This is a genomic window from Thiomicrolovo sp. ZZH C-3, assembly GCF_054862725.1.
Map to the genome: position 1 here is coordinate 959,780 of NZ_JBTKXX010000001.1, position 19,449 is coordinate 979,228.

The window sequence follows — 19,449 nt, forward strand, 5'->3', positions numbered from 1 at the left end:
AATTAAGCAACAACAGATTGTTATAAGTTACACCTTACAGTTCCATTAAAATTTGATTTTTTTCTAGCTTTATTTTTTTATCGGATCGTAAAGTAGCGATGGGCAAAGTCCGGACGGTGATTATGAGTTGAGGAGATGCACTTAAGCCCAAAAGGGGTATAATCACGAATTATTTTCAAGGTAACACAAGATGTACGAAGCACTTTTTGAAGACGAAGGCGATATCTTCGGCGGTTCACCCCGCAGTAAATTCATGGACGTAATCTTCAACGCCAACCGTTCCGTCGCCGAAGGGGAGCTCCAGCGCCTCATCGAGCGCCTGGCGGCAATGGAGAAACTGCTCGGCCAGACCATGGACGACGCGACGATCGACCGCACGATCAAACAGCTTCAGTTCGAAGAAGCGGATGCCGTCAATGCCATGGCGAAGGAACTCTATATCGAGTCGATGGGCAACGTCCTCAGTCAAAGCGAATAGGGGGAAGGCGCCGAGATGGTCGAAGCGGTAGCGCGCAGAATGCAGGAGATGGTCGCAGCGGTGGGATACCCGTACGCGACCGGGCTTTTTGAAACACTGTCCGGCGGCAAGCGCCTCCGTGCCCGCCTGATCATGATGATCGCGGGGGAGAACGACGCTTCCGTGACGCTGGCCGCGGTGATCGAACTGATCCATGCCGCCAGCCTCCTGCATGACGATGTCATCGACGAGGCGCAGCTGCGCCGCGGCACCCCATCGGTCAATGCGACCGAGGGGAGCAAACAGGCGGTGATGCTCGGCGATATCCTCTACTCCAAGGCGTTCAGCGAACTGACGCAGTTCGACGCCCGGATCGCCAAGACGGTCGCGGATGCCGTTACGTCGCTCTCGGTCGGCGAGATGATGGATGTGCAGATGGCGAAATCATTCAATGAGGATGAAGCGCGCTATCTGCAGATGCTCTATCTCAAAACGGGGGTCCTGATCGAGGCGGCCGCGAAGAGTGCGGCGATGCTGGCCGGCAAAGACGCCGAGGCGTACGCGCTCTACGGCAAGAACCTCGGCGTCGCCTTCCAGATCATCGACGATATCCTCGACATCGTTTCCGATGAAGCGACACTGGGCAAACCGGCGATGAACGACTACGTCGAAGGCAAATGCACCCTGCCGTATATCCACCTCTACCGCACGCTCGACGGTGAGGCGCGCGAACGCCTCCTCGCCCTGCACGGCAAAAGCGCGACGGCGGAGGAGACCCGCTGGCTCCAAGCGGGGCTGGAGAGCAGCGGGGCGGTTAAAGCCGCCTACGCCCGGGCCCGTGCGCTCAGTGACGAGGCCAGGGATGCCATCCGCGGTGACGCGGCCCTCGAGGCAGTCTTGGAATCCATGATGCAAAGAACGTTCTGATGCACTATCTTATCCTCAGTTTTACGCATAAGAATACAACGCTCCCCATCCGGGACAAGCTGGCGTTTAACGATGATGCTGCCAAGGAGACCTTTCTCGCCCGGACCCTTGAAGCCCCCTACCTGAACGAGGCATTCGTTCTCTCCACCTGTAACCGTATCGAACTGATCAGCAGCTGCAACAATCCCGGCGAAGCTGCCAAGCACCTCTTTATGCTGCTGCATGAGCACTCGGGCATCAGTCTTAACGAGCTGGAGGGTCGGGCGGAACTCTTTGAAGACCAGGGGGCGATCCACCACCTCTTCAGTGTCGCCAGTTCCCTTGATTCGCTCATTGTCGGCGAGACCCAGATCGCCGGCCAGCTCAAAGACGCCTACCGTTTTGCCCTGGAGCGGGGACATTGCGGCGACAAACTGACCCGCGCGGTCAACTACGCTTTCAAGTGCGCGGCCGAGGTGCGCAACCAGACCGATATCTCTTCCAAACCCGTCTCCGTGGCCAGTGTCGCCGTGGCGGCTGCGCGCCGCGCTTTCGGGACGCTCTCGGGCAAGCGGGCGCTGGTGATCGGGTCGGGGGAGATGTCCGTCATCGCCGCGCGCACCCTGAAAAACCATGGGGCCGAGGTCAGCCTGATGAACCGCACGATGGCGAAGGTCGAAGCGCTGGCCGAAGAGGTGCAAGGGACGCTTGTCCCCTTTACGCGCCTCAAAGATGTCCTGGGCGAGTACGACATGATCTTTACGGCCACGAGCGCGGAAGACCCCATTATCGACGGGAAGGTCGGCCTGAAAAAAGAGCGGGAGTGCCACTGGTTCGACATGGCGGTCCCGCGGGATATCGGCGAGATTGACCATGCGATGGTGACGGTACACCGGGTGGACGACCTGAAAAACACGGTCGACGAGAATATCATGCTGCGCGAAGAGGAGGCCAAGGCCTCCTTCGCCATCGTCGGGCGTTATACGGCGGAGTTCTACGCCTGGCTCAAATCGCTCAACATCGAACCGCTGATCAAGGAGCTCTACCGCCGTGCCGACACGGCGGCCGCGACGGAAGCGGCCCGCGTTGTCGGCAAGGGGTATGTGCCCGAGGCGTATGAAGCGCAGGCGCAGAAGATGGCCCTGCAGGCGATCAAGCGATTCCTGCACCCGCAGGTACAGCAGCTGCGCAAAGCAGCTGACGAAGGCGACATCGACGCCATGATCGATTCGATGGCATTTATTTTAGACATGAGTGAGGAGTAACCGACAATGCGTATGTCCCAGGCTTTTATCCCGACGGAGAAGGAGGCGCCCAAAGATGCGGCGCTCCCGAGCCACATCTATCTGACCCGGGCCGGGTTTATCGCCCAGGTCGCCAGCGGGCTGTACAACCTGATGCCTTTGGGCAAGCGGGTGCTGAAAAAGATCGAGGCGATCATCAATGAGGAGATGGCACGTGCCGGTGCGCAGGAGGTCGATCTCAGTTTCGTCACCCCGGCGGAGCTGTGGGAAGAGAGCGGCCGGATCGAGAAGTTCGGCAAGGAACTGCTGCGTTTCCGTGACCGCAAAGAGAACCTCTTTGTCCTGGGACCGACCCACGAGGAGATGATGGTCAACCTCGTGCGCAACCGCGTCAACAGCTACAAGCAGCTGCCGCTGAACCTCTATCAGATCAAGACGAAGTTCCGCGACGAGGCGCGTCCGCGCTTCGGCCTGATGCGGGCCCGCGAGTTCGTGATGAAAGACGGCTACAGCTTCCACACCTCCTACGAGGACCTCGACCGCGAGTTCGAGGCGATGGAAGCGGCCTACAAGCGCGTTCTGGAGCGTCTGGGGCTTGATTTCCGCATTGTCGAGGCCGACAGCGGCGCAATCGGCGGTTCCGGTTCAAAGGAGCTGATGGTCCTCGCCGACAGCGGTGAAGACACCCTGGCCGTCTGCGACCGCTGTGAATACGGTGCGAACATCGAGGCGGCCAGACGTTCGGAGCGCGCGGCAATCCCCGAAGCACCGGAGGCGGATTTCAACAAGTTCGCGACGCCGGGCGTCAAGAGCATCGAGGAGCTCGGCGGCTTTTTCCATGTTGACCCCTATTACACGCTCAAGGCCGTGGCCAAGCGTGCGATCTACGAAGAGAGGGATGAGGTCGTCGTCTTCTTTCTGCGCGGCTGCGACGACCTGCAGGAGGTCAAAGCGGTCAATGCCTGCGGTGCGCTGGACCTTGTCGATGTCAACGAAGAGGAGCTCTCGGCGCTTGGACTCGTTCCGGGGTTCATCGGGCCGCTGGACCTCAACAGCGTGCGCACCATCTTCGATGCGGACGTCAAAGGGGCGGCGAATATGATCTGCGGGGCCAACGAAGCGGACTACCACTATGTCGGCGTCGATCTTTCGGTGCTTCCGGAAGAGGCGCAGTACGCCGCGCTGTATGAGGTCAAAGAGGGCGACGGCTGCCCGGTCTGTGACGGAAAGCTCTCCTATACGAAAGGGATCGAGGTCGGGCACATTTTCAAACTCGGTACCGTCTACTCCGCACCGCTGGGGGCGCAGTTCCTCAATGAGAACGGCAAGGCGGAACCTTTCGTGATGGGTACCTACGGCATGGGTGTGAGCCGCCTTATCGCCGCGGTGATCGAACAGCATCATGACGAGAAGGGGTGCGTCTGGACGAAAACGACGGCACCCTACCTGGTGAACCTGATGATCTCGAACATCAAAGACGAGGCGCAGACGGCCCTGGCCGAGCGCCTTTACGAGGCATTGCAGGCGGCAGGCGTCGACGTTATCATGGACGACCGCAAGGAGCGTTTCGGGTTCAAGGCGAAAGATGCGGAACTGGTCGGTTACCCGCTCACCGTCATTATCGGCAAGGAGCTCGCCAACGGCATCGTGCAGTTCTTTGACCGCGCCGAAGATACGAAAACCGATGTCCCGTCCGATGAAGCGCTCGCGCGTATTATGGAGTGGATCGGATGATCTACTTTCTCCTCTACCTTTTCCTGGAAGTGCTCGTTTCCGTCAAGATCGCCTCGACGATCGGCGGGGTATGGACCTTCGTCGAGCTGATCGCGAGCGCCCTGGTGGGCATCGTGATCCTGGCGAACTTCCGGGGGACGCTGGCGGAGAACATCAACGCGCTGAACCAGGCGCGGATCGACCCCTTCGAGTTTCAGCAGCTCAACCTCTTTACCATTCTGGGCGCTTTTCTGCTGATCGCCCCCGGTTTCCTGACGGATATCTTCGGCATCCTGCTGCAGTTCAGTGTTGTCTCGAAGATGTTGGTTAACCGATTTGTGTCACAATCCAGGCACGATTCATCAACTCACAACACTCAAAAGGATGACCATGTCATTGATGTCGAAATTGTCAGCGACGATGCTGATAAGCGCTAGCCTTTTTGGCGCAACGAACGGCGAAGTCGAAACCTTCCTCAAAAACAACCTTTCCAAGAACCCTGCTATTACGTCATTGACGGTCAAGGTCGTCGAACGGCAGCCGCTTGAAGGTATGAAAGGGTGGGACAGTTTCATCGTATCGCTCGACGCAAAGGTGAAGCAGGGTAAGAGTGAACGAGAGATAAAACAGCGCGTTATCTACTTCGCCAACGACAAAGTGATCACCGGGGAACTGACGGACCTGAAAACGGGCAAGAGCCTCCGTGATGCGGCGGCACCGCAGTTCAAATCCGATTTCTACAAAAAAGCGAACCTCATTTACGGCAACGCGAACGCGAAGCACAAGGTTGCGATCTTCTCCGATCCGCTCTGTCCTTTCTGCCGGAGTTACGTTCCCAAGGCGGTGGAGTACATGAAACAGTACCCGGAAACCTTTGCCGTCTACTACTACCACTTCCCGCTGGAACGCCTGCACCCTGCGGCGCCGACGCTGACCCGCGCGGCGGTTGCGGCGGAACTCCAGGGGCGCAAGGACATCATGCTCTCGCTCTACAAGGTGCCGACGACGATCACCCGCGAAAAGGATGAACAGAAGGTCCTCGATGCCTTCAACAAAGCCGTCAACACGAACCTGAAAATCAGCGATCTGCACAGCGCGGCGGTCAACGCCCAGGTGGCATCGGATGATGCCATCATCGAAGCGCTGATGGTCAGCGGCACGCCGACGGTCTATTTCGACGGTGAAAAAGATGCAACCAAAAACCGTTACAAGGGAGTCAACGTTAAATGAAGAAACTCGTCATCGCAACCCGCGGAAGCAAGCTGGCACTCTGGCAGTCCGAACATATCAAGGCCGTTCTCGAAGAGCAGAACCCCGGGCTGGAAGTGTCGCTTAAAATCGTCGTAACGAGCGGCGACAAGATCCTCGACGTGCCGCTGGCAAAGATCGGCGGAAAGGGGCTCTTCCTTAAAGAGATCGAAGAGACGATGCTGAAGGGTGAAGCCCAGCTGGCGGTCCACTCGCTCAAAGACGTACCGACACAGATGCCCGACGGCCTCGTGCTGGCAGCGATTACCGAGCGCGAAGACGACCGCGACGCGATGCTGAGCGAAAAGTATGCGAATATCGAGGCCCTGCCGGAGGGGGCGGTTGTCGGGACATCGTCGCTGCGCCGCCGTATGCAGATCCTCACCCTGCGCCCGGACCTGACCATCAAGGACCTCCGCGGGAACGTCGATACCCGCATCCGCAAGCTCAAAGAGGGCGAGTATGATGCTATTATCCTCGCCTCTGCCGGGATCAACCGCCTGGGACTGCTCGACAGTGTCGAGTACGTCTACCCGATCGCACTGGGCGATATGGTACCAGCCATGGGACAGGGCGCGCTCGGAATTGAAGCGGTCGATGATCCGGAAGTCCTTGAAATCGCACGGGGACTCGAAGATACGAATACCCGTATCGAAACGACGATCGAACGCGAGTTCGTCGATACGCTGCAGGGAGGTTGCCAGGTTCCTATCGGTGTCAATGCCACCGTACTCGAGAACGGCCAGGTACTGACGCAGGCGATCGTCGGGCTCCCCGACGGGACGGAAGTGCTTGCAGAATCGGTTGAAGTGCCGAAGGATGGCGTCGGCAATCTCGGCCGGAAGATGGCGGAAACATTTATCGAGCAGGGTGCGCGTGAACTGCTCGCCAGGGCCGAGGAAATGGCATTTAAATAGTTTATAACAAAATTGTCACAGTTAAGGCTCGCATAATAATATATAATGTATTCTTGTGTGACACCTCCCTTGGATAAAGGATGCGAATGAAGAAGGTCGTTTTCTCTGTTCTTATTACGGCACTGATGACGGGTGTTGTCAGTGAAGCTGCCGTGTACAAAGGTCAGCGCGAGTTTCATAAACAGTGTAAAGCCTGTCATGACGACGGCCAGGATATCGCCTTTACCTACAAACGCAGAACATGGAAAAAGATGATGAAGAACCATGGCGAAGGCCTGGCTGAAATTCACCTCAATAACGACAAAGCGAAGAAGTCCTGGAAATACTTCAAAAGCAAGAAGTACCAGAAGAATTCGAAGCACCTCAAAGATTTCATGGTCGAATACGCCAAGGATAGCGGTAACGTTCCTGCCTGTAACTGACCCTCCGGCCTCCGGGCCTTTCTGCACTTTAAACCCTATTCGCTAAAATACCGTTATTTTATTTTGGAGACAGACCTATGGAAAAAATGTGGTCCGGCCGTTTCAGCGCCTCCGCCTCGTCACTTCTAGACCAGTTCAACGCTTCGATCATGTTCGACCGCGAACTGTATCGGGAGGATATTGAGGGTTCGCTTGCCCATGCCGCTATGCTGCAGAGCCGCGGTATCCTGAGTGAAGATGAGCTTGAGGCGATCCGCGGGGGACTGGCACAGGTCCGCGAAGAGATCGAAGCAGGCAGTTTTGAGTGGAATATCAGTGATGAAGACCTGCACATGGCGATCGAAAAGCGTCTTACCGCGCTCATCGGCGACGCCGGCAAAAAACTGCATACGGCCCGCAGCCGTAATGACCAGGTCGCCGTCGATTTCCGCCGTTACGTCCTGCGTAAGGACCTCGAGATCGCCGGACAGCTCAAAACCCTGCTGCAAACCCTCGTTGACATTGCCGGAAAGCACACGGAGACGCTGCTGCCGGGCATGACACACCTGCAGCATGCCCAGCCGATCAACTTCGGTTTCCACCTGCTGGCATACGCAAGCATGTTCAAACGTGACATCGACCGTCTCCTCTCCAGCCGCGAGCGCAACAACGTCTCTCCGCTGGGCTGCGCCGCCCTGGCCGGAACGCCGCACAATATCGACCGCAGCTATACCGCGCATGAGCTCGGCTTCGACAGTGTCAGTGTAAACTGCCTCGATACGGTCAGCGACCGGGATTTTGCCCTGGAGATCCTCTTTAACATCTCGACGATGATGATGCACGTCTCCCGCCTCAGCGAAGAGCTGATCCTCTGGTCGAGCTACGAGTTCGGCTTTGTTGAGCTCTCCGATGAGTATTCGACGGGCTCCTCCATCATGCCGCAGAAGAAGAATCCGGATGTCCCGGAACTGCTGCGGGGCAAAACGGGCCGCGTCTACGGCGCGCTGATGGGGCTGCTCACGGTGATGAAGGGGCTGCCGCTCGCCTACAACAAGGATACCCAGGAAGACAAGGAAGGGGTTTTCGACGCTGTCGCGACAGCGCACATCTCCCTCGAGATCCTGAACGAAGCGCTCAAGACGATGACCGTCAAGCCCGAGAACATGCTGGCTGCATCGAAGAAGGGGCACCTGAGCGCCACCGACCTGGCCGACTACCTCGTCGAGCGCTGCGGGGTACCGTTCCGCGAGGCCCACTTCATTACGGGCAAGGCCGTCGCCCGGGCCGAAGCGCTCGGAATCGACCTGAGCGAGATCGCTTATAGCGAGCTCAAGGCGATCGACGAGCGTATCGGCGAAGATGTGATCCCGCACCTGCAGCTGGCACACTCCATGAACGCCCGTACCTCCTCCGGCGGGACGGCGACGGTGCGTACGCTCGAACAGATCGTGCACTTCGAAAACTACCTGAAGGAGCTTGATTTATGAAAGTAACGATTTCCCACCTGGACGAGATGCGTTTCGAAGCGAAAACGGACCGCGGACAGAGCTTTGTCATTGACTGCCCGGTCATTTCACCGATCGAATATTTCCTCTCCGGCCTCGTCGCCTGTACGACGAGCGACCTCATTGCCATTCCGAAAAAGCAGGGCAAGACGGTCACCAACCTCAGTGTCGACGGCGAGGTTGTGCGCAACGAAACACCGCCGTGCAAGTTCAACACCCTGCACCTCGACTACCGCTTCGACTCCGATGCAGACGATATGACGGCGCTGCGCTGGGTCATGGGCAGCATCGAGACCTACTGCTCGACGATCAACACGGTACGCGATACGACGAAGATCACCTACTCCGTGACGCACAACGGCAACGTTCTGCGTGAGAACGAGGAGATCATCAGCGGGCAGGGCGGCAATATCGACTTCGGTGAAATCGAAGCCTGCCCCAGCTAAGCTGAAACTCTTCAATACGCCGCAAACCCTTTTTTAGGTCCTTTGTTCCCTTTCTTCTTTGCTTGCACAAAGAAGAAACCGAACCGGAAAGAAGAAAGTGAAAAGCGGCTGCCGCATGTAATACACTCACACGCACTTCATCTTCACTATTACGTGGACGTTCCAAGCCGAAATTTTTTGTAATATTTTTTATGGGGAGAGGTAAAAGCGCAGTGCATCTGCGCGTGAGCTCTCTGCTGAAGATGTAGCAGAGCGGAATTTCGCAGCTATGCGAGGACAAACCCAGTGTTAACGTAGTCGCAGGAGCTAGGCTCCTGCGGCGTAAGGTTTATAGAAAGTCTTTCGGGTCCGCGTCTGCGAAGTGGCCCCAGCGGAGTCTCGCGCCGCCGAGGATGTGGAAATGGAGATGCTTGACCTCCTGGCCGCCGTTCTCCCCGATATTGGTGATCACGCGGTATCCGCTCTCTTTGATATCGACCTTCTCAACCACTTCCTGGATAAACACAGTCATACCTGCCATCATCTCCGGCGTTACCTCGTTGAAACTGTCGACATGGGTTTTGGGGATGGCGAGTACATGAACGGGGGCCTTGGGGTTAATGTCGTGAAAGGCGATAAAATCGTCATTTTCGTGCACCGTGTTGGCACTCAATTCATTGTTGGCGATTTTGCAGAAAAGACACATGAATGTTCCTTGAAAGAGCGTTTTTGTGATTGTAGCATAGAAGCCTTTGAGGCTAACCTGCTTTGAATCGGAGGGGTTTCGGTATTGATTTTAAAGAAGAGCACTTCTTCCAGAGCGCCCGCTGATGATGTAGCGAAGCGGAATTTCGCAGGGCATAGCGCGAGGACAACGCGAACTAAGCGTTAGCGTAGCTGCAGGGGCTTTGCTCCTGCAGTGTAATTCATCAATGATACTGCCCTTTAAATCTCTTTGGATACAATACGCGCAAGATACATGGGGGAGACGTCCCCGGGAAGGAGCCAGGGTTGCAAGAGTGGTATGACGCCATTGCGTCGGCACAGAGTGTCGACAAACTTGAAGAGATCCGTATTGCGGTGTTTGGGAAAAAAGGGGTACTCGCGGCAGAGTTCGCGAAGATGAAGTCCGTTCCCAACGAGGAGAAGGGGGCGTTTGCCAAAGAGCTCAACGAGCATAAGGCGAAGCTGACCGAGGCCTTTAACGTCCGCAAGGAGATCCTGGCCCTCGAAGCGCTCGAGGCGGGGATGAAAGCGGAAGCGATCGACGTGACCCTGTTCGGCCGCGGAAGCGAACGCGGGGCGCTGCACCCGGTGATGCAGACGATGGACCGTATTGTCGAGTACTTCGTCGCGATGAACTTCTCGGTCAAGACCGGCCCGATGGTGGAAGATGATTTTCACAACTTCGAGGCGCTGAACCTGCCCAAGTACCACCCGGCCCGTGATATGCAGGATACCTTCTATTTCAAAGACGAGCTGCTGCTGCGTACCCATACCTCCCCGGTACAGATCCGCACGATGAAGCAGGAGAAGCCGCCGATCCGTATGATCGCGCCGGGCGCCGTCTTCCGCCGCGACTACGACCTGACGCACACCCCGATGTTCCACCAGGTCGAGGGACTGCTTGTCGATGAAGAGGGCAAGGTCTCCTTCGCGAACCTGAAGTTCATCCTCGAGGACTTCCTCAAGTACATGTTCGGTGACGTTGACGTCCGTTTCCGCCCGAGCTTCTTCCCCTTCACGGAACCCTCCGCGGAAGTCGATATCAGCTGCATCTTCTGCGGCGGTGACGGCTGCCGCGTCTGTTCCAAGACCGGATGGCTGGAAGTCCTGGGCTGCGGGATCGTCGACCCCAACGTTTTCAAGGCGGTCGGCTATGAGAACGTCAGCGGCTACGCCTTCGGCCTCGGCGTGGAGCGTTTCGCGATGCTGATCCACCGTATCGGGGATCTGCGCTCGCTGTTTGAGGGCGATATCAGACTACTGGAGCAGTTCAAATGATTGTCACACGCCACTGGCTTAACGAATGGATCGACCTCTCCGATATTACGACGGAGCAGCTGGCCAAGACCTTCAACGCCATCGGCCTGGAAGTCGACCGGGTAGAGTCCTACCGCATGCCGGAGAAGATCGTCGTGGGCAGGGTCGCCGCGTGCGAGAAACATCCCGATGCCGACAAGCTTAACGTCTGCCAGGTCGACCTGGGCGGTGAAACGCGCCAGATCGTCTGCGGTGCTCCCAACGTTGCGGCGGGGCAGTACGTGCCTGTTGCCGTCGTCGGTGCGGTGATGCCCGGCGGGCTGGAGATCAAACCGGTCAAGCTCCGCGGCGTCGATTCCGCGGGGATGATCTGTTCTGCGACCGAACTGGGGCTGCCGAAACTGAACGACGGTATCCTTGTCCTTGACGAGAGCATCGGCACCCTGGAGCTCGGGAAACCGCTCGGCGAATATCCGCTGCTCAACGATGACCTGATCGAGATCGAACTGACGGCGAACCGCGGGGACTGTCTGAGCATCCGCGGGGTCGCCCGCGACCTCTGCGCCGCGCTGGACAAGAGCCTGAAGCCGCGGACGGCAAGCCGCGAGGATGAGAACCGCCTGGGCATCGGGCGCCTGCTGAAGCTTGACGTCGAGGGCGATGTCGCCGGCAGTGTCCGCTACCATGCCGTCTCGGTCGAGTTCTTCGATGACTCCCTGCTGATGACACTGCGCCTGGCCATGATCGACGAGAGCCGCAGTAATGCCGTCGAAGGGTGCCTTGAGTACGCGATGCACAGTACCGGGGTGATCCTCCGTGCCTATCCCGTCGACTTCTTCCGCGGGGACGATGAGAAGCTTGCCGAGGTCGTCATCAAGCGTGAGGCGCATGGGCTGACTGCCGTTTACGGGAAGGAGTGCGCGTCGATCATCGGCATCCGCCAGGAAGACGCTTCCCGGCTGCAGGACGTCCGCGGCGTCATCGTTATCGAGGCGAGTTATATTGCGCCGGACGTCATTTCGCAGAAGATGGCGGAGACGAAACTGCAAAGCGGGCCGCTCTACTACCGCACTTCGCGCGGCAGCGAGCCGGAACTCTCGCTTGGCAGCGATTTCCTGTTCAGCTGCATCGAGGCCAAGGGCGAGGGCAAGATCTACGGCGGCACGCTGGAGCACGCCGAAGTCTTCGAACCGAAGAATATCAGCATCGACATGGATTACGTCAGCAGCATTGTCGGGACGGAAATCGACAAGAGCCGGGTGGCGAACATCCTCAAAAACCTCGGCTTTGATATCTCCAAATCGAGCGAAGAGCAGATCGTCGTCAGCGTGCCGCGTTTCCGCCACGACATCGTCAACCGCCAGGACCTGATCGAAGAGATCGTCCGGATCGTCGGCATCGACAATATCCCGGCGAAACCCTTTGTCCTGGCCGAAGCGGACCGCATCGATGACGACTATTTTGTCTTCCGCAAAAAGCAGACCTACCGCCAGCGCGCGGCGCAGAGCGGCTTTTACGAGAGTGTCCACTTCGTCTTCAACGAGCGCGAACAGCTTGACGCCCTCGGGGTGCCAAGCGTGGCCAAGGAGCTCTCCCTGCTCAACCCGATCGCCGGGACTCTGGACACCCTGCGTCCGACACTGCTCGTGGGGCTGCTCAATGCCGCCAGCAGCAACGCCAAAAACGGCCGCAAACGCATCCCGCTCTTCGAGATCGGTTCGGTCTTTGACGTCCAGCGCCGCGAATCGGTCAAGATGGCACTGCTCTTTGCCGGTGCCCTGAGTGAGGACACCCTCGATAACAGCGGCAAGCCGGAGAGCATCGGTTTCGAGTCTTTCTCCAAACTGGCAGCGGATGTCCTGGGGGATTTCACCCTGGAGCCGATCACCCCGACCCACAAGCTGGCCCACCCCTACCAGGCGGCGGCCGTCTACCAGAACGGGGTGAAGATCGGCGAGATATTTACCCTGCACCCGACGCTGCAGGCGGAGATGGACCTGCCGCGCACCGTGATGTTCGAAGGTGCCTTTGACGCGCTCGCCTTTGAACGGGTCGAGGCAAAACCGTACTCCAAGTACCAGGCGTCGCACCGTGACCTCAGTATCCTGATGCCGCAGGCAATGGCCTACGCGAAGGTAGCCGAAGTCATCGAAGGGAGCCGCAGCGGCGAGATCGTCCGTTTCTACCCCGTCGACCGCTATACGGACGAGAGCCTGGGCGAACAGATGAGCCTGACGCTGCGCTTTGTCCTCCAGTCGCAGGAGAAGACCCTCGAAGAGGAGGAGATTACGGCGGCGATGGAAGGGGTGCTCGCAGCCCTGCAGAACGATCTCGGAGTGGCACTGCGATGAGCCGGGTCCGTATCGCGCCGGCCGGGACATTCGCTTTCCGCAGCGACAGGATCGCCGCGGACAAATCGATCTCGCACCGCAGCGCGATGTTCGCGACCCTGGCCGAAGGCCAAAGCGTCATCCGCAACTTCCTGCGCGGCGAGGATACGATGAACACCCTGCGCATTGTGGAAGCCCTGGGCGCTGAAGTGGTGGATGACGGCGACGTCATCACCATCGTCTCCCGCGGTATCAAAGAGCCCGATGACGTCCTGGATTGCGGCAACTCCGGTACAGGGATGCGGCTTTTCTGCGGGCTGCTCGCCTCGGCGGAAGGGCACTTCGTGTTGAGCGGGGATGAATACCTCCGCCGCCGCCCGATGAAACGGGTGACGGCACCGCTGCGCAGTATCGGGGCGATGCTTGACGGCCGCAATAACGGCGACCTGGCACCGCTGAGCGTGCGCGGCGGATCGTTGAAGGCCTTCGACTATACAAGTCCCGTCGCCTCGGCGCAGGTCAAAAGTGCGATGATCCTCGCGGCGCTCCGGGCCGACGGCCCCTGCTATTTCGAAGAGCCCGAGCTGAGCCGTGACCATACGGAGCGGATGCTCAGCGGGATGGGGGCCGCGATCAAAACGGAAAACCTCCGTACGGAAATACAGCCGCTGAACGGTCGGCTGCAGCCCCTCGACATCCGGGTGCCCGCCGACCCCTCCAGCGCCTTCTTCTTTGCCGTGGCCGCGGCGATCACCCCCGGCAGCAGTGCCGTCATCGAGGGCGTGACGCTCAACCCGACCCGTATCGAGGCCTTCAAGGCGCTTGAACGCATGGGGGCGGATATCCGCTACGAGGTGATCGACGAGCGGTATGAACCCATCGGCACGATCGAGGTGCATTACCGCCCGCTCAAGGCGATCGTCGTCGAGGAGAACATCGCCTGGCTGATCGACGAACTGCCGGCGCTGGCGATCGCGATGGCGACGGCGGAGGGGACCAGCGAGGTCAGAAATGCCGAAGAGCTCCGGGTCAAAGAGAGCGACCGCATCACGACGGTGATGACGAACCTGCAAAAGTGCGGTATCGTCTGTGAAGAGTTCGAAGACGGTTACCGGGTCACGGGCGGGGTCCTGCAGGGTGCTAGCGTTGACAGTTTCGGCGATCACCGCATCGCGATGAGTTTCATCATCGCCGGCCTGCGCTGCGGGATGGAAGTGACAGATACGGAGTGTATCATGACCTCCTTCCCGAATTTTTTCGAGCTGATCGGTACGATCGGGGAAGTGCATCATGAAGATTGAACTGGCAGAGAACTACGGCTTCTGTTTCGGCGTCAAACGGGCGATCAAGATCGCCGAGGAGAACCGAAAGTCGGCCACCTACGGGCCCTTGATCCATAACGCGAAGGAGATCGACCGTCTGAAGAAGGATTTCCAGGTCGCGCTGACGGAGAACCTGGATGATTTCAAAGCGGGCGACACGGCGGTCATCCGGACCCACGGCATCCCGAAACAGGAGCTGGAGACGCTCTATGCACGGGATGTCAACGTTGTCGACGCCACCTGCCCCTATGTGACCAAACCGCAGCAGATCTGCGAGGAGATGAGCGAACAGGGGTACGACATCGTCATCTTCGGCGATGAAGAGCACCCGGAGATCCGCGGGGTCAAAAGCTACGCCAAGGAGGGCGCCTACGTCGTTATGAGCGTCGAGGAGCTCGAAAAGATCCGCTTCAAAGAGAAGATCGCCGTCGTTGCGCAGACGACACGGAAGGTCGAAGAGTTCCTCAAGATCGTCAACCACCTGATCCCGCGCTATAAAGAAGTAAGGGTCTTCAACACGATCTGCAACGCGACCTTCGAGAACCAGGACGCGGTGCGCGACCTCTCAAAACGGGCCGATGTCATGATCATCATCGGCGGGAAAAACTCCTCGAACACGAAGCAGCTGCACAGTATCGCCCAAGCGTACTGTCCCGACAGCTACCATATCGAAGGACCGGACGACATCGACGACGCCTGGTTCAACGGCAAGGCATATTGCGGCATCAGTGCCGGTGCCTCCACCCCGGATTGGATCATCGAACAGGTGATCGCGCGGATCAAAACCGGTCAAAAGAGCGCCTGAGACTTCCGGCACGTTTCCGGAAGGGGCTGCTTAGCGTAAAAAATCCGCCCTGCTGTAATCTTTCTGCTTCATAAAAGCTTTCTTTCGCTATACTCACGAGATTTTATTACGTAATAAGGGTACAGGTATGGCTTTCGATAACGAAGCATTTGAAGAGGAAAATTTCGCCGAGATGCTGGAGGCTTCTTTCCAGGAGCAAGAATCCAATCGCATCACCGAAGGTGAAGTTGTCGCAATCCAGGAAGACGATAATCGCGCGCTCGTCGGAGTTGGAGAAAAACTGGAAGGTATCATCAATCTTGATGAGATCAGGGATGAAGCGGGCAATCTGCTTTTCAACGTCGGTGACAAGATCACGGTCATGGTCACGGGACACTACAACGAGCGTCCGAAGATCTCCTACCGCAAGGTCCTTGAGCAGCAAAAAACGATGGAATTCGTCGAAGCGCACAAAGAGGATTTCGAAGATGTCGTTATCGAAGGAACTGTGACCAAGAAAAACCGCGGCGGTTACGTCATCGAAGCGGACGGCGTCAGCTTCTTCATGCCGCGTTCACTGGCGGCGTTCAAAGAGAGCGACAACGTCATCGGCCGCAAGGTCAAGGCGCAGGTCATCAAACTCGATCCGGAAGACAACTCCATCGTCGTCTCCCGCCGCAAACTCTTCAACGAAGAGCGCAAGCGCAAGAAAGAGATCATCGACCAGCTCATGGAAGAGGGTACGATCGTCGAAGGTGTCATCAAGAAGATCACCAGCTACGGTATGTTTGTAGACGTCGGCGGTGTCGACGGCCTGGTCCACTACAACGAGATCAGCTACAAAGGCCCGGTCAACCCGTCCAAGCTCTACAGTGAAGGTGACAAGGTCAATGTCAAAGCGATCGCTTACGACAAAGACAAGCGCCACCTCTCCCTCTCCATCAAAGCGGTCCAGCCGGATCCGTGGAAAGAGATCGAGGACGAACTCGAAGCGGGCGATACGATCACGGTTACGGTCAGCAACATCGAGCCGTACGGTGCGTTCGTCGACCTTGGGAACGATATCGAAGGTTTCCTCCATATCTCCGAGATCACCTGGGACAAAAACATCAAGAACCCGAAAGACTACCTCACTGTCGGCGACGACATCGACGTCGAAGTGATCGACGTTGATCCGGAGAAGCACAAGCTGCGTGTCTCCCTCAAGCGTCTCCTGCCGAAACCTTTCGACGAGTTTGCGAAGAAATTCAAAGAGGGCGATGTCGTCACCGGTACCGTTACCTCCCTGACGGACTTCGGTGCATTCGTCAAGATCGCCGGTGTCGAAGGGCTCCTGCACAACCAGGATACGACATGGGAAAAAGGCGTCAAAGCCAAAGACCTCTTCAAGTCCGGTGACGAAGTCGAAGTCAAGATCGCGAAGATCAACCGTGACGACCAGAAGATCTCCCTCAACCGCAAGATGCTCGAAGAGAGCCCGGTCGAGAAATTCGCGGCTTCCCACCGTGTCAACGATATCGTCAAGGGCAGCGTCCGTGACGTCAAAGACTTCGGTGTCTTCGTCTCCCTCAGCGACGGTGTCGATGCGCTGATCCGCAACGAAGACCTCGAGCCGCTCAAAGCGGAAGAGCTCGAAAAAGGGCAGGAGATCGAAGCGGCGATCGTTGCGATCGACGCCAAGCGCGACCGTATCCGCCTCTCTGTCCGTAAACTCGACAGACTGCACGATCAGAAAATCCTCGACAAGCTCAACGAAGAGGACGGTTCCAACAGCCTCGGCGACCTGATCAAAGACCAACTCAAAAAATAACCCCTTTCCGCACCGGCGGAGGGGCTTCCCAAATTTATCAGCAATGCCCTGCGAGGCAGGTACTTGTTGATAACATTTTCAATTTCACTTTAGGATTTTAAGATGGAAAAATATAAAGTAGTCGTATGTGACCATATTCATGAAGCCGGGCTCGAGATGCTTCAGAACGATCCGCAGATCGATTACGTCTTTGCTGCCGATATCGACAAAACGGCGCTGCTCGATGTCATCGCCGATGCCGACGTCGCGATCACACGCTCCTCTACCGACGTGGATGACAAGTTCATCGGTGCCGCCAAGCAGATGAAAGCGATCGTCCGTGCCGGTGTCGGGGTCGACAATGTCGATATCGACGGCTGCTCCAAAGAGGGGATCATCGTCATGAACGTCCCGACGGCCAACACGATCGCCGCCGTTGAGCTGACCATGGCCCATATGCTCTCTTGTATGCGTATGTTCCCGTACTCCCACGACCATCTTAAAAACCAGCGCATCTGGAAGCGCGAGAAGTGGTACGGCTACGAGCTCAAAGGCAAGAAGCTCGGGATCATCGGTTTCGGTAACATCGGAAGCCGCGTGGGGGTTCGCTGTAAGGCCTTCGAGATGGACGTCGTTGCCTACGACCCGTACATCCCGGCCTCCAAAGCAACAGACCTCGGCGTCAAATACACGGACAGCTTCGACGAGATCCTCAGTTGCGACATCATCACGATCCACACTCCGAAGAACTCTGAGACGATCGATATCATCGGTGCCGAAGAGATCGCGAAGATGAAAGACGGTGTCGTCCTCGTTAACTGTGCCCGCGGCGGCCTCTACAACGAAGAAGCCCTCTATGACGGCCTGAAATCCGGAAAGATCCGTTTCGCGGGTATCGACGTCTTCAAAAAAGAGCCGGCAACCGACCACCCGCTGCTCGACCTGGACAACATCGTCGTCTCCCCGCACCTGGGTGCAAATACCTTCGAGTCCCAGTACAACATCGGGACGCAGGCGGCCCAGCAGGCGATCGAAGCCGCCAAGGGCATCGCCTTCCCGAACGCCTTCAACCTGCCGATTGATGAGACAAAGATCCCGGCATTCGTCAAACCGTTCCTGGAACTCGGTCAGAAGATCGGCTTTATGGCAAGCGAGCTCAACCGCGCACCGATCGTCTCCATCAAGGTGAGTGCGCAGGGCGATATCGCCGAGTACCTCGACTCGCTGAGCACTTTCGTGACGGTAGGCGCACTGGCGGACAAGACGGGCGATACCATCAACTACGTCAACGCCTCTTTCATCGCGGAGCAGAAGGGGATCAAGGTCGAAACCTCTGCGGAACTCGCCAGCAGCGCGTACAAGAACCTCATTTCCGTCAAACTGACGACGGACAAGCGCGTCGTCGACATCGACGCGACCATCTTCGAAGAGGGGGTACAGCGCATCGTCGAGGTCAACGGATTCGACCTTGACGTTGAGCCGAAGGGGAACTTCACTCTCTTCAAAAACACCGACGTCCCGGGCGTTATCGGAAAAGTCGGTTCGCTGCTGGCGCGCAACGGCGTCAATATCGGCGACTTCCGCCTCGGACGCAACGGCAGCGGCGAAGCCCTGGCCGTGATCATCACCGACACCCCGGTCAAAGACGCCGCACTTTCAGAGCTCTCCGCGCTCGAAGAGTGCATCAGCGTCGATACCGTCCGCCTCTAAAGCGATCATCGGAGCCCTCCGGTGTTCTCGCACTTTCCCGCAGGAACCCTCCCTTTTCTGACCGAACTCCAGGCCAACAACTCCAAAGCGTGGTTTGACGCCAACAAGATGCTTTACCATGAGCTTGTACTCGAACCCAGCCGCGCTTTTGTCGAGGAGATGGGCGAACACCTCATGGCCCTCGTGCCGACGATCAACGCCGTCCCGAAAGTCAACGGGTCGCTCTTCCGCATCTACCGTGACCAGCGTTTCCACTTTGACGAACCGCCGCTGAAGGACCATATCGGCATCGTCTTCTGGCAGGGAGGGGGCAAACGGATGCAGAGCAGTGCCTTCTACCTCCATTTCGACCCGAGTACGCTGCTTGTCGCCGTGGGACTGCGCCGCTTCAAACCCGCTATGCTTTCCGCTTACCGCTCCTATCTGAAGTCCGAAGCGCGGCGCAGAGAGCTGCAGGCAATTCTCGATAAACTGACGCGGCAGGGCTTCAGGCTGCCTGAGAAGCGCTACAAGCGCCTTCCGGCCGGTTATGACGCGTCGATGCCGCTGGCGGAGCTGGCGCTGTACAACTGCATGTATGCCTATACGGAGAACGATGCCGCGCTGATAACGTCTGAAAACCTCATTGACACGCTCTATGCCCACTACGAGGCGATGCTGCCGCTGCAGCAGTGGGTCTACGAGATGACGCTCTATGCCCAGGAACAGGGGTGAC

The 19,449-nt window shown here is 57.8% G+C and carries 18 protein-coding genes; 17 read left to right on the plus strand and 1 reads right to left on the minus strand.

Annotation, left to right across the window (positions count from 1 at the left end):
* The first annotated feature begins 190 nt into the window (after positions 1 to 190).
* The 10 genes from ACXWTF_RS04920 to ACXWTF_RS04965 all read left to right on the plus strand — a co-directional run bounded on the left by ACXWTF_RS04920 (position 191) and on the right by ACXWTF_RS04965 (position 8,837).
* Complete coding sequence (locus tag ACXWTF_RS04920; RefSeq protein WP_416768813.1) at positions 191 to 478, plus strand: DUF2018 family protein; 288 nt, start codon at positions 191 to 193, stop codon at positions 476 to 478.
* Positions 479 to 493: 15 nt separating this feature from the next.
* Complete coding sequence (locus ACXWTF_RS04925) at positions 494 to 1,384, plus strand: polyprenyl synthetase family protein (protein ID WP_461713893.1); 891 nt, start codon at positions 494 to 496, stop codon at positions 1,382 to 1,384.
* On the plus strand, positions 1,384 to 2,628 hold the full coding sequence (hemA, locus tag ACXWTF_RS04930) for a glutamyl-tRNA reductase (protein WP_461713894.1): 1,245 nt from the start codon (positions 1,384 to 1,386) through the stop codon (positions 2,626 to 2,628). Before ACXWTF_RS04925 ends, hemA begins: the two co-directional genes overlap by 1 nt.
* Before the next feature lie 6 nt (positions 2,629 to 2,634).
* Positions 2,635 to 4,341: a proline--tRNA ligase gene (locus tag ACXWTF_RS04935; protein WP_461713895.1), complete on the plus strand. Its 1,707-nt coding sequence runs from the start codon at positions 2,635 to 2,637 to the stop codon at positions 4,339 to 4,341.
* The gene (locus ACXWTF_RS04940; protein WP_461713896.1) at positions 4,338 to 4,757 is read left to right on the plus strand and encodes an FxsA family protein; all 420 of its coding nucleotides are present in this window, start codon (positions 4,338 to 4,340) and stop codon (positions 4,755 to 4,757) included. Before ACXWTF_RS04935 ends, ACXWTF_RS04940 begins: the two co-directional genes overlap by 4 nt.
* Positions 4,720 to 5,550 carry a DsbA family protein gene (locus ACXWTF_RS04945; RefSeq protein ID WP_461713897.1) on the plus strand — a complete coding sequence of 277 codons (831 nt, stop codon included), beginning with the start codon at positions 4,720 to 4,722 and terminating at the stop codon, positions 5,548 to 5,550. Before ACXWTF_RS04940 ends, ACXWTF_RS04945 begins: the two co-directional genes overlap by 38 nt.
* Positions 5,547 to 6,485, plus strand: coding sequence for a hydroxymethylbilane synthase (hemC, locus tag ACXWTF_RS04950; RefSeq protein WP_461713898.1), 939 nt, complete (start codon positions 5,547 to 5,549; stop codon positions 6,483 to 6,485). Before ACXWTF_RS04945 ends, hemC begins: the two co-directional genes overlap by 4 nt.
* Before the next feature lie 86 nt (positions 6,486 to 6,571).
* Positions 6,572 to 6,907 carry a cytochrome C gene (locus ACXWTF_RS04955; protein WP_416768817.1) on the plus strand — a complete coding sequence of 112 codons (336 nt, stop codon included), beginning with the start codon at positions 6,572 to 6,574 and terminating at the stop codon, positions 6,905 to 6,907.
* Between the two features lie 77 nt (positions 6,908 to 6,984).
* Positions 6,985 to 8,373: an argininosuccinate lyase gene (gene argH, locus ACXWTF_RS04960; protein ID WP_461713899.1), complete on the plus strand. Its 1,389-nt coding sequence runs from the start codon at positions 6,985 to 6,987 to the stop codon at positions 8,371 to 8,373.
* Complete coding sequence (locus tag ACXWTF_RS04965; protein WP_231020868.1) at positions 8,370 to 8,837, plus strand: OsmC family protein; 468 nt, start codon at positions 8,370 to 8,372, stop codon at positions 8,835 to 8,837. Before argH ends, ACXWTF_RS04965 begins: the two co-directional genes overlap by 4 nt.
* Before the next feature lie 328 nt (positions 8,838 to 9,165).
* Here ACXWTF_RS04965 and ACXWTF_RS04970 read toward each other — a convergent pair whose 3' ends face one another.
* Positions 9,166 to 9,522: a histidine triad nucleotide-binding protein gene (locus ACXWTF_RS04970; protein WP_461713900.1), complete on the minus strand. Its 357-nt coding sequence runs from the start codon at positions 9,520 to 9,522 to the stop codon at positions 9,166 to 9,168.
* A gap of 305 nt (positions 9,523 to 9,827) precedes the next feature.
* Here ACXWTF_RS04970 and pheS point away from each other — a divergent pair, with 305 nt between their 5' ends.
* The 7 genes from pheS (at position 9,828) to ACXWTF_RS05005 (ending at position 19,448) form a co-directional block, all read left to right on the plus strand.
* Positions 9,828 to 10,820: a phenylalanine--tRNA ligase subunit alpha gene (pheS, locus tag ACXWTF_RS04975; protein ID WP_461713901.1), complete on the plus strand. Its 993-nt coding sequence runs from the start codon at positions 9,828 to 9,830 to the stop codon at positions 10,818 to 10,820.
* Positions 10,817 to 13,150, plus strand: a complete 2,334-nt coding sequence (gene pheT / locus ACXWTF_RS04980; protein ID WP_461713902.1) for a phenylalanine--tRNA ligase subunit beta — start codon at positions 10,817 to 10,819, stop codon at positions 13,148 to 13,150. The genes pheS and pheT overlap by 4 nt, the downstream gene beginning before the upstream one ends.
* The gene (aroA, locus tag ACXWTF_RS04985; RefSeq protein ID WP_461713903.1) at positions 13,147 to 14,430 is read left to right on the plus strand and encodes a 3-phosphoshikimate 1-carboxyvinyltransferase; all 1,284 of its coding nucleotides are present in this window, start codon (positions 13,147 to 13,149) and stop codon (positions 14,428 to 14,430) included. The genes pheT and aroA overlap by 4 nt, the downstream gene beginning before the upstream one ends.
* Positions 14,420 to 15,256 carry a 4-hydroxy-3-methylbut-2-enyl diphosphate reductase gene (locus ACXWTF_RS04990; RefSeq protein ID WP_461713904.1) on the plus strand — a complete coding sequence of 279 codons (837 nt, stop codon included), beginning with the start codon at positions 14,420 to 14,422 and terminating at the stop codon, positions 15,254 to 15,256. Before aroA ends, ACXWTF_RS04990 begins: the two co-directional genes overlap by 11 nt.
* Before the next feature lie 127 nt (positions 15,257 to 15,383).
* Complete coding sequence (locus ACXWTF_RS04995) at positions 15,384 to 17,045, plus strand: 30S ribosomal protein S1 (RefSeq protein WP_461713905.1); 1,662 nt, start codon at positions 15,384 to 15,386, stop codon at positions 17,043 to 17,045.
* A 102-nt stretch (positions 17,046 to 17,147) separates the two neighbouring features.
* Complete coding sequence (gene serA / locus ACXWTF_RS05000; RefSeq protein ID WP_461713906.1) at positions 17,148 to 18,734, plus strand: phosphoglycerate dehydrogenase; 1,587 nt, start codon at positions 17,148 to 17,150, stop codon at positions 18,732 to 18,734.
* Between the two features lie 21 nt (positions 18,735 to 18,755).
* The gene (locus tag ACXWTF_RS05005; protein WP_461713907.1) at positions 18,756 to 19,448 is read left to right on the plus strand and encodes a DUF2461 domain-containing protein; all 693 of its coding nucleotides are present in this window, start codon (positions 18,756 to 18,758) and stop codon (positions 19,446 to 19,448) included.
* Position 19,449 lies beyond the last annotated feature (1 nt).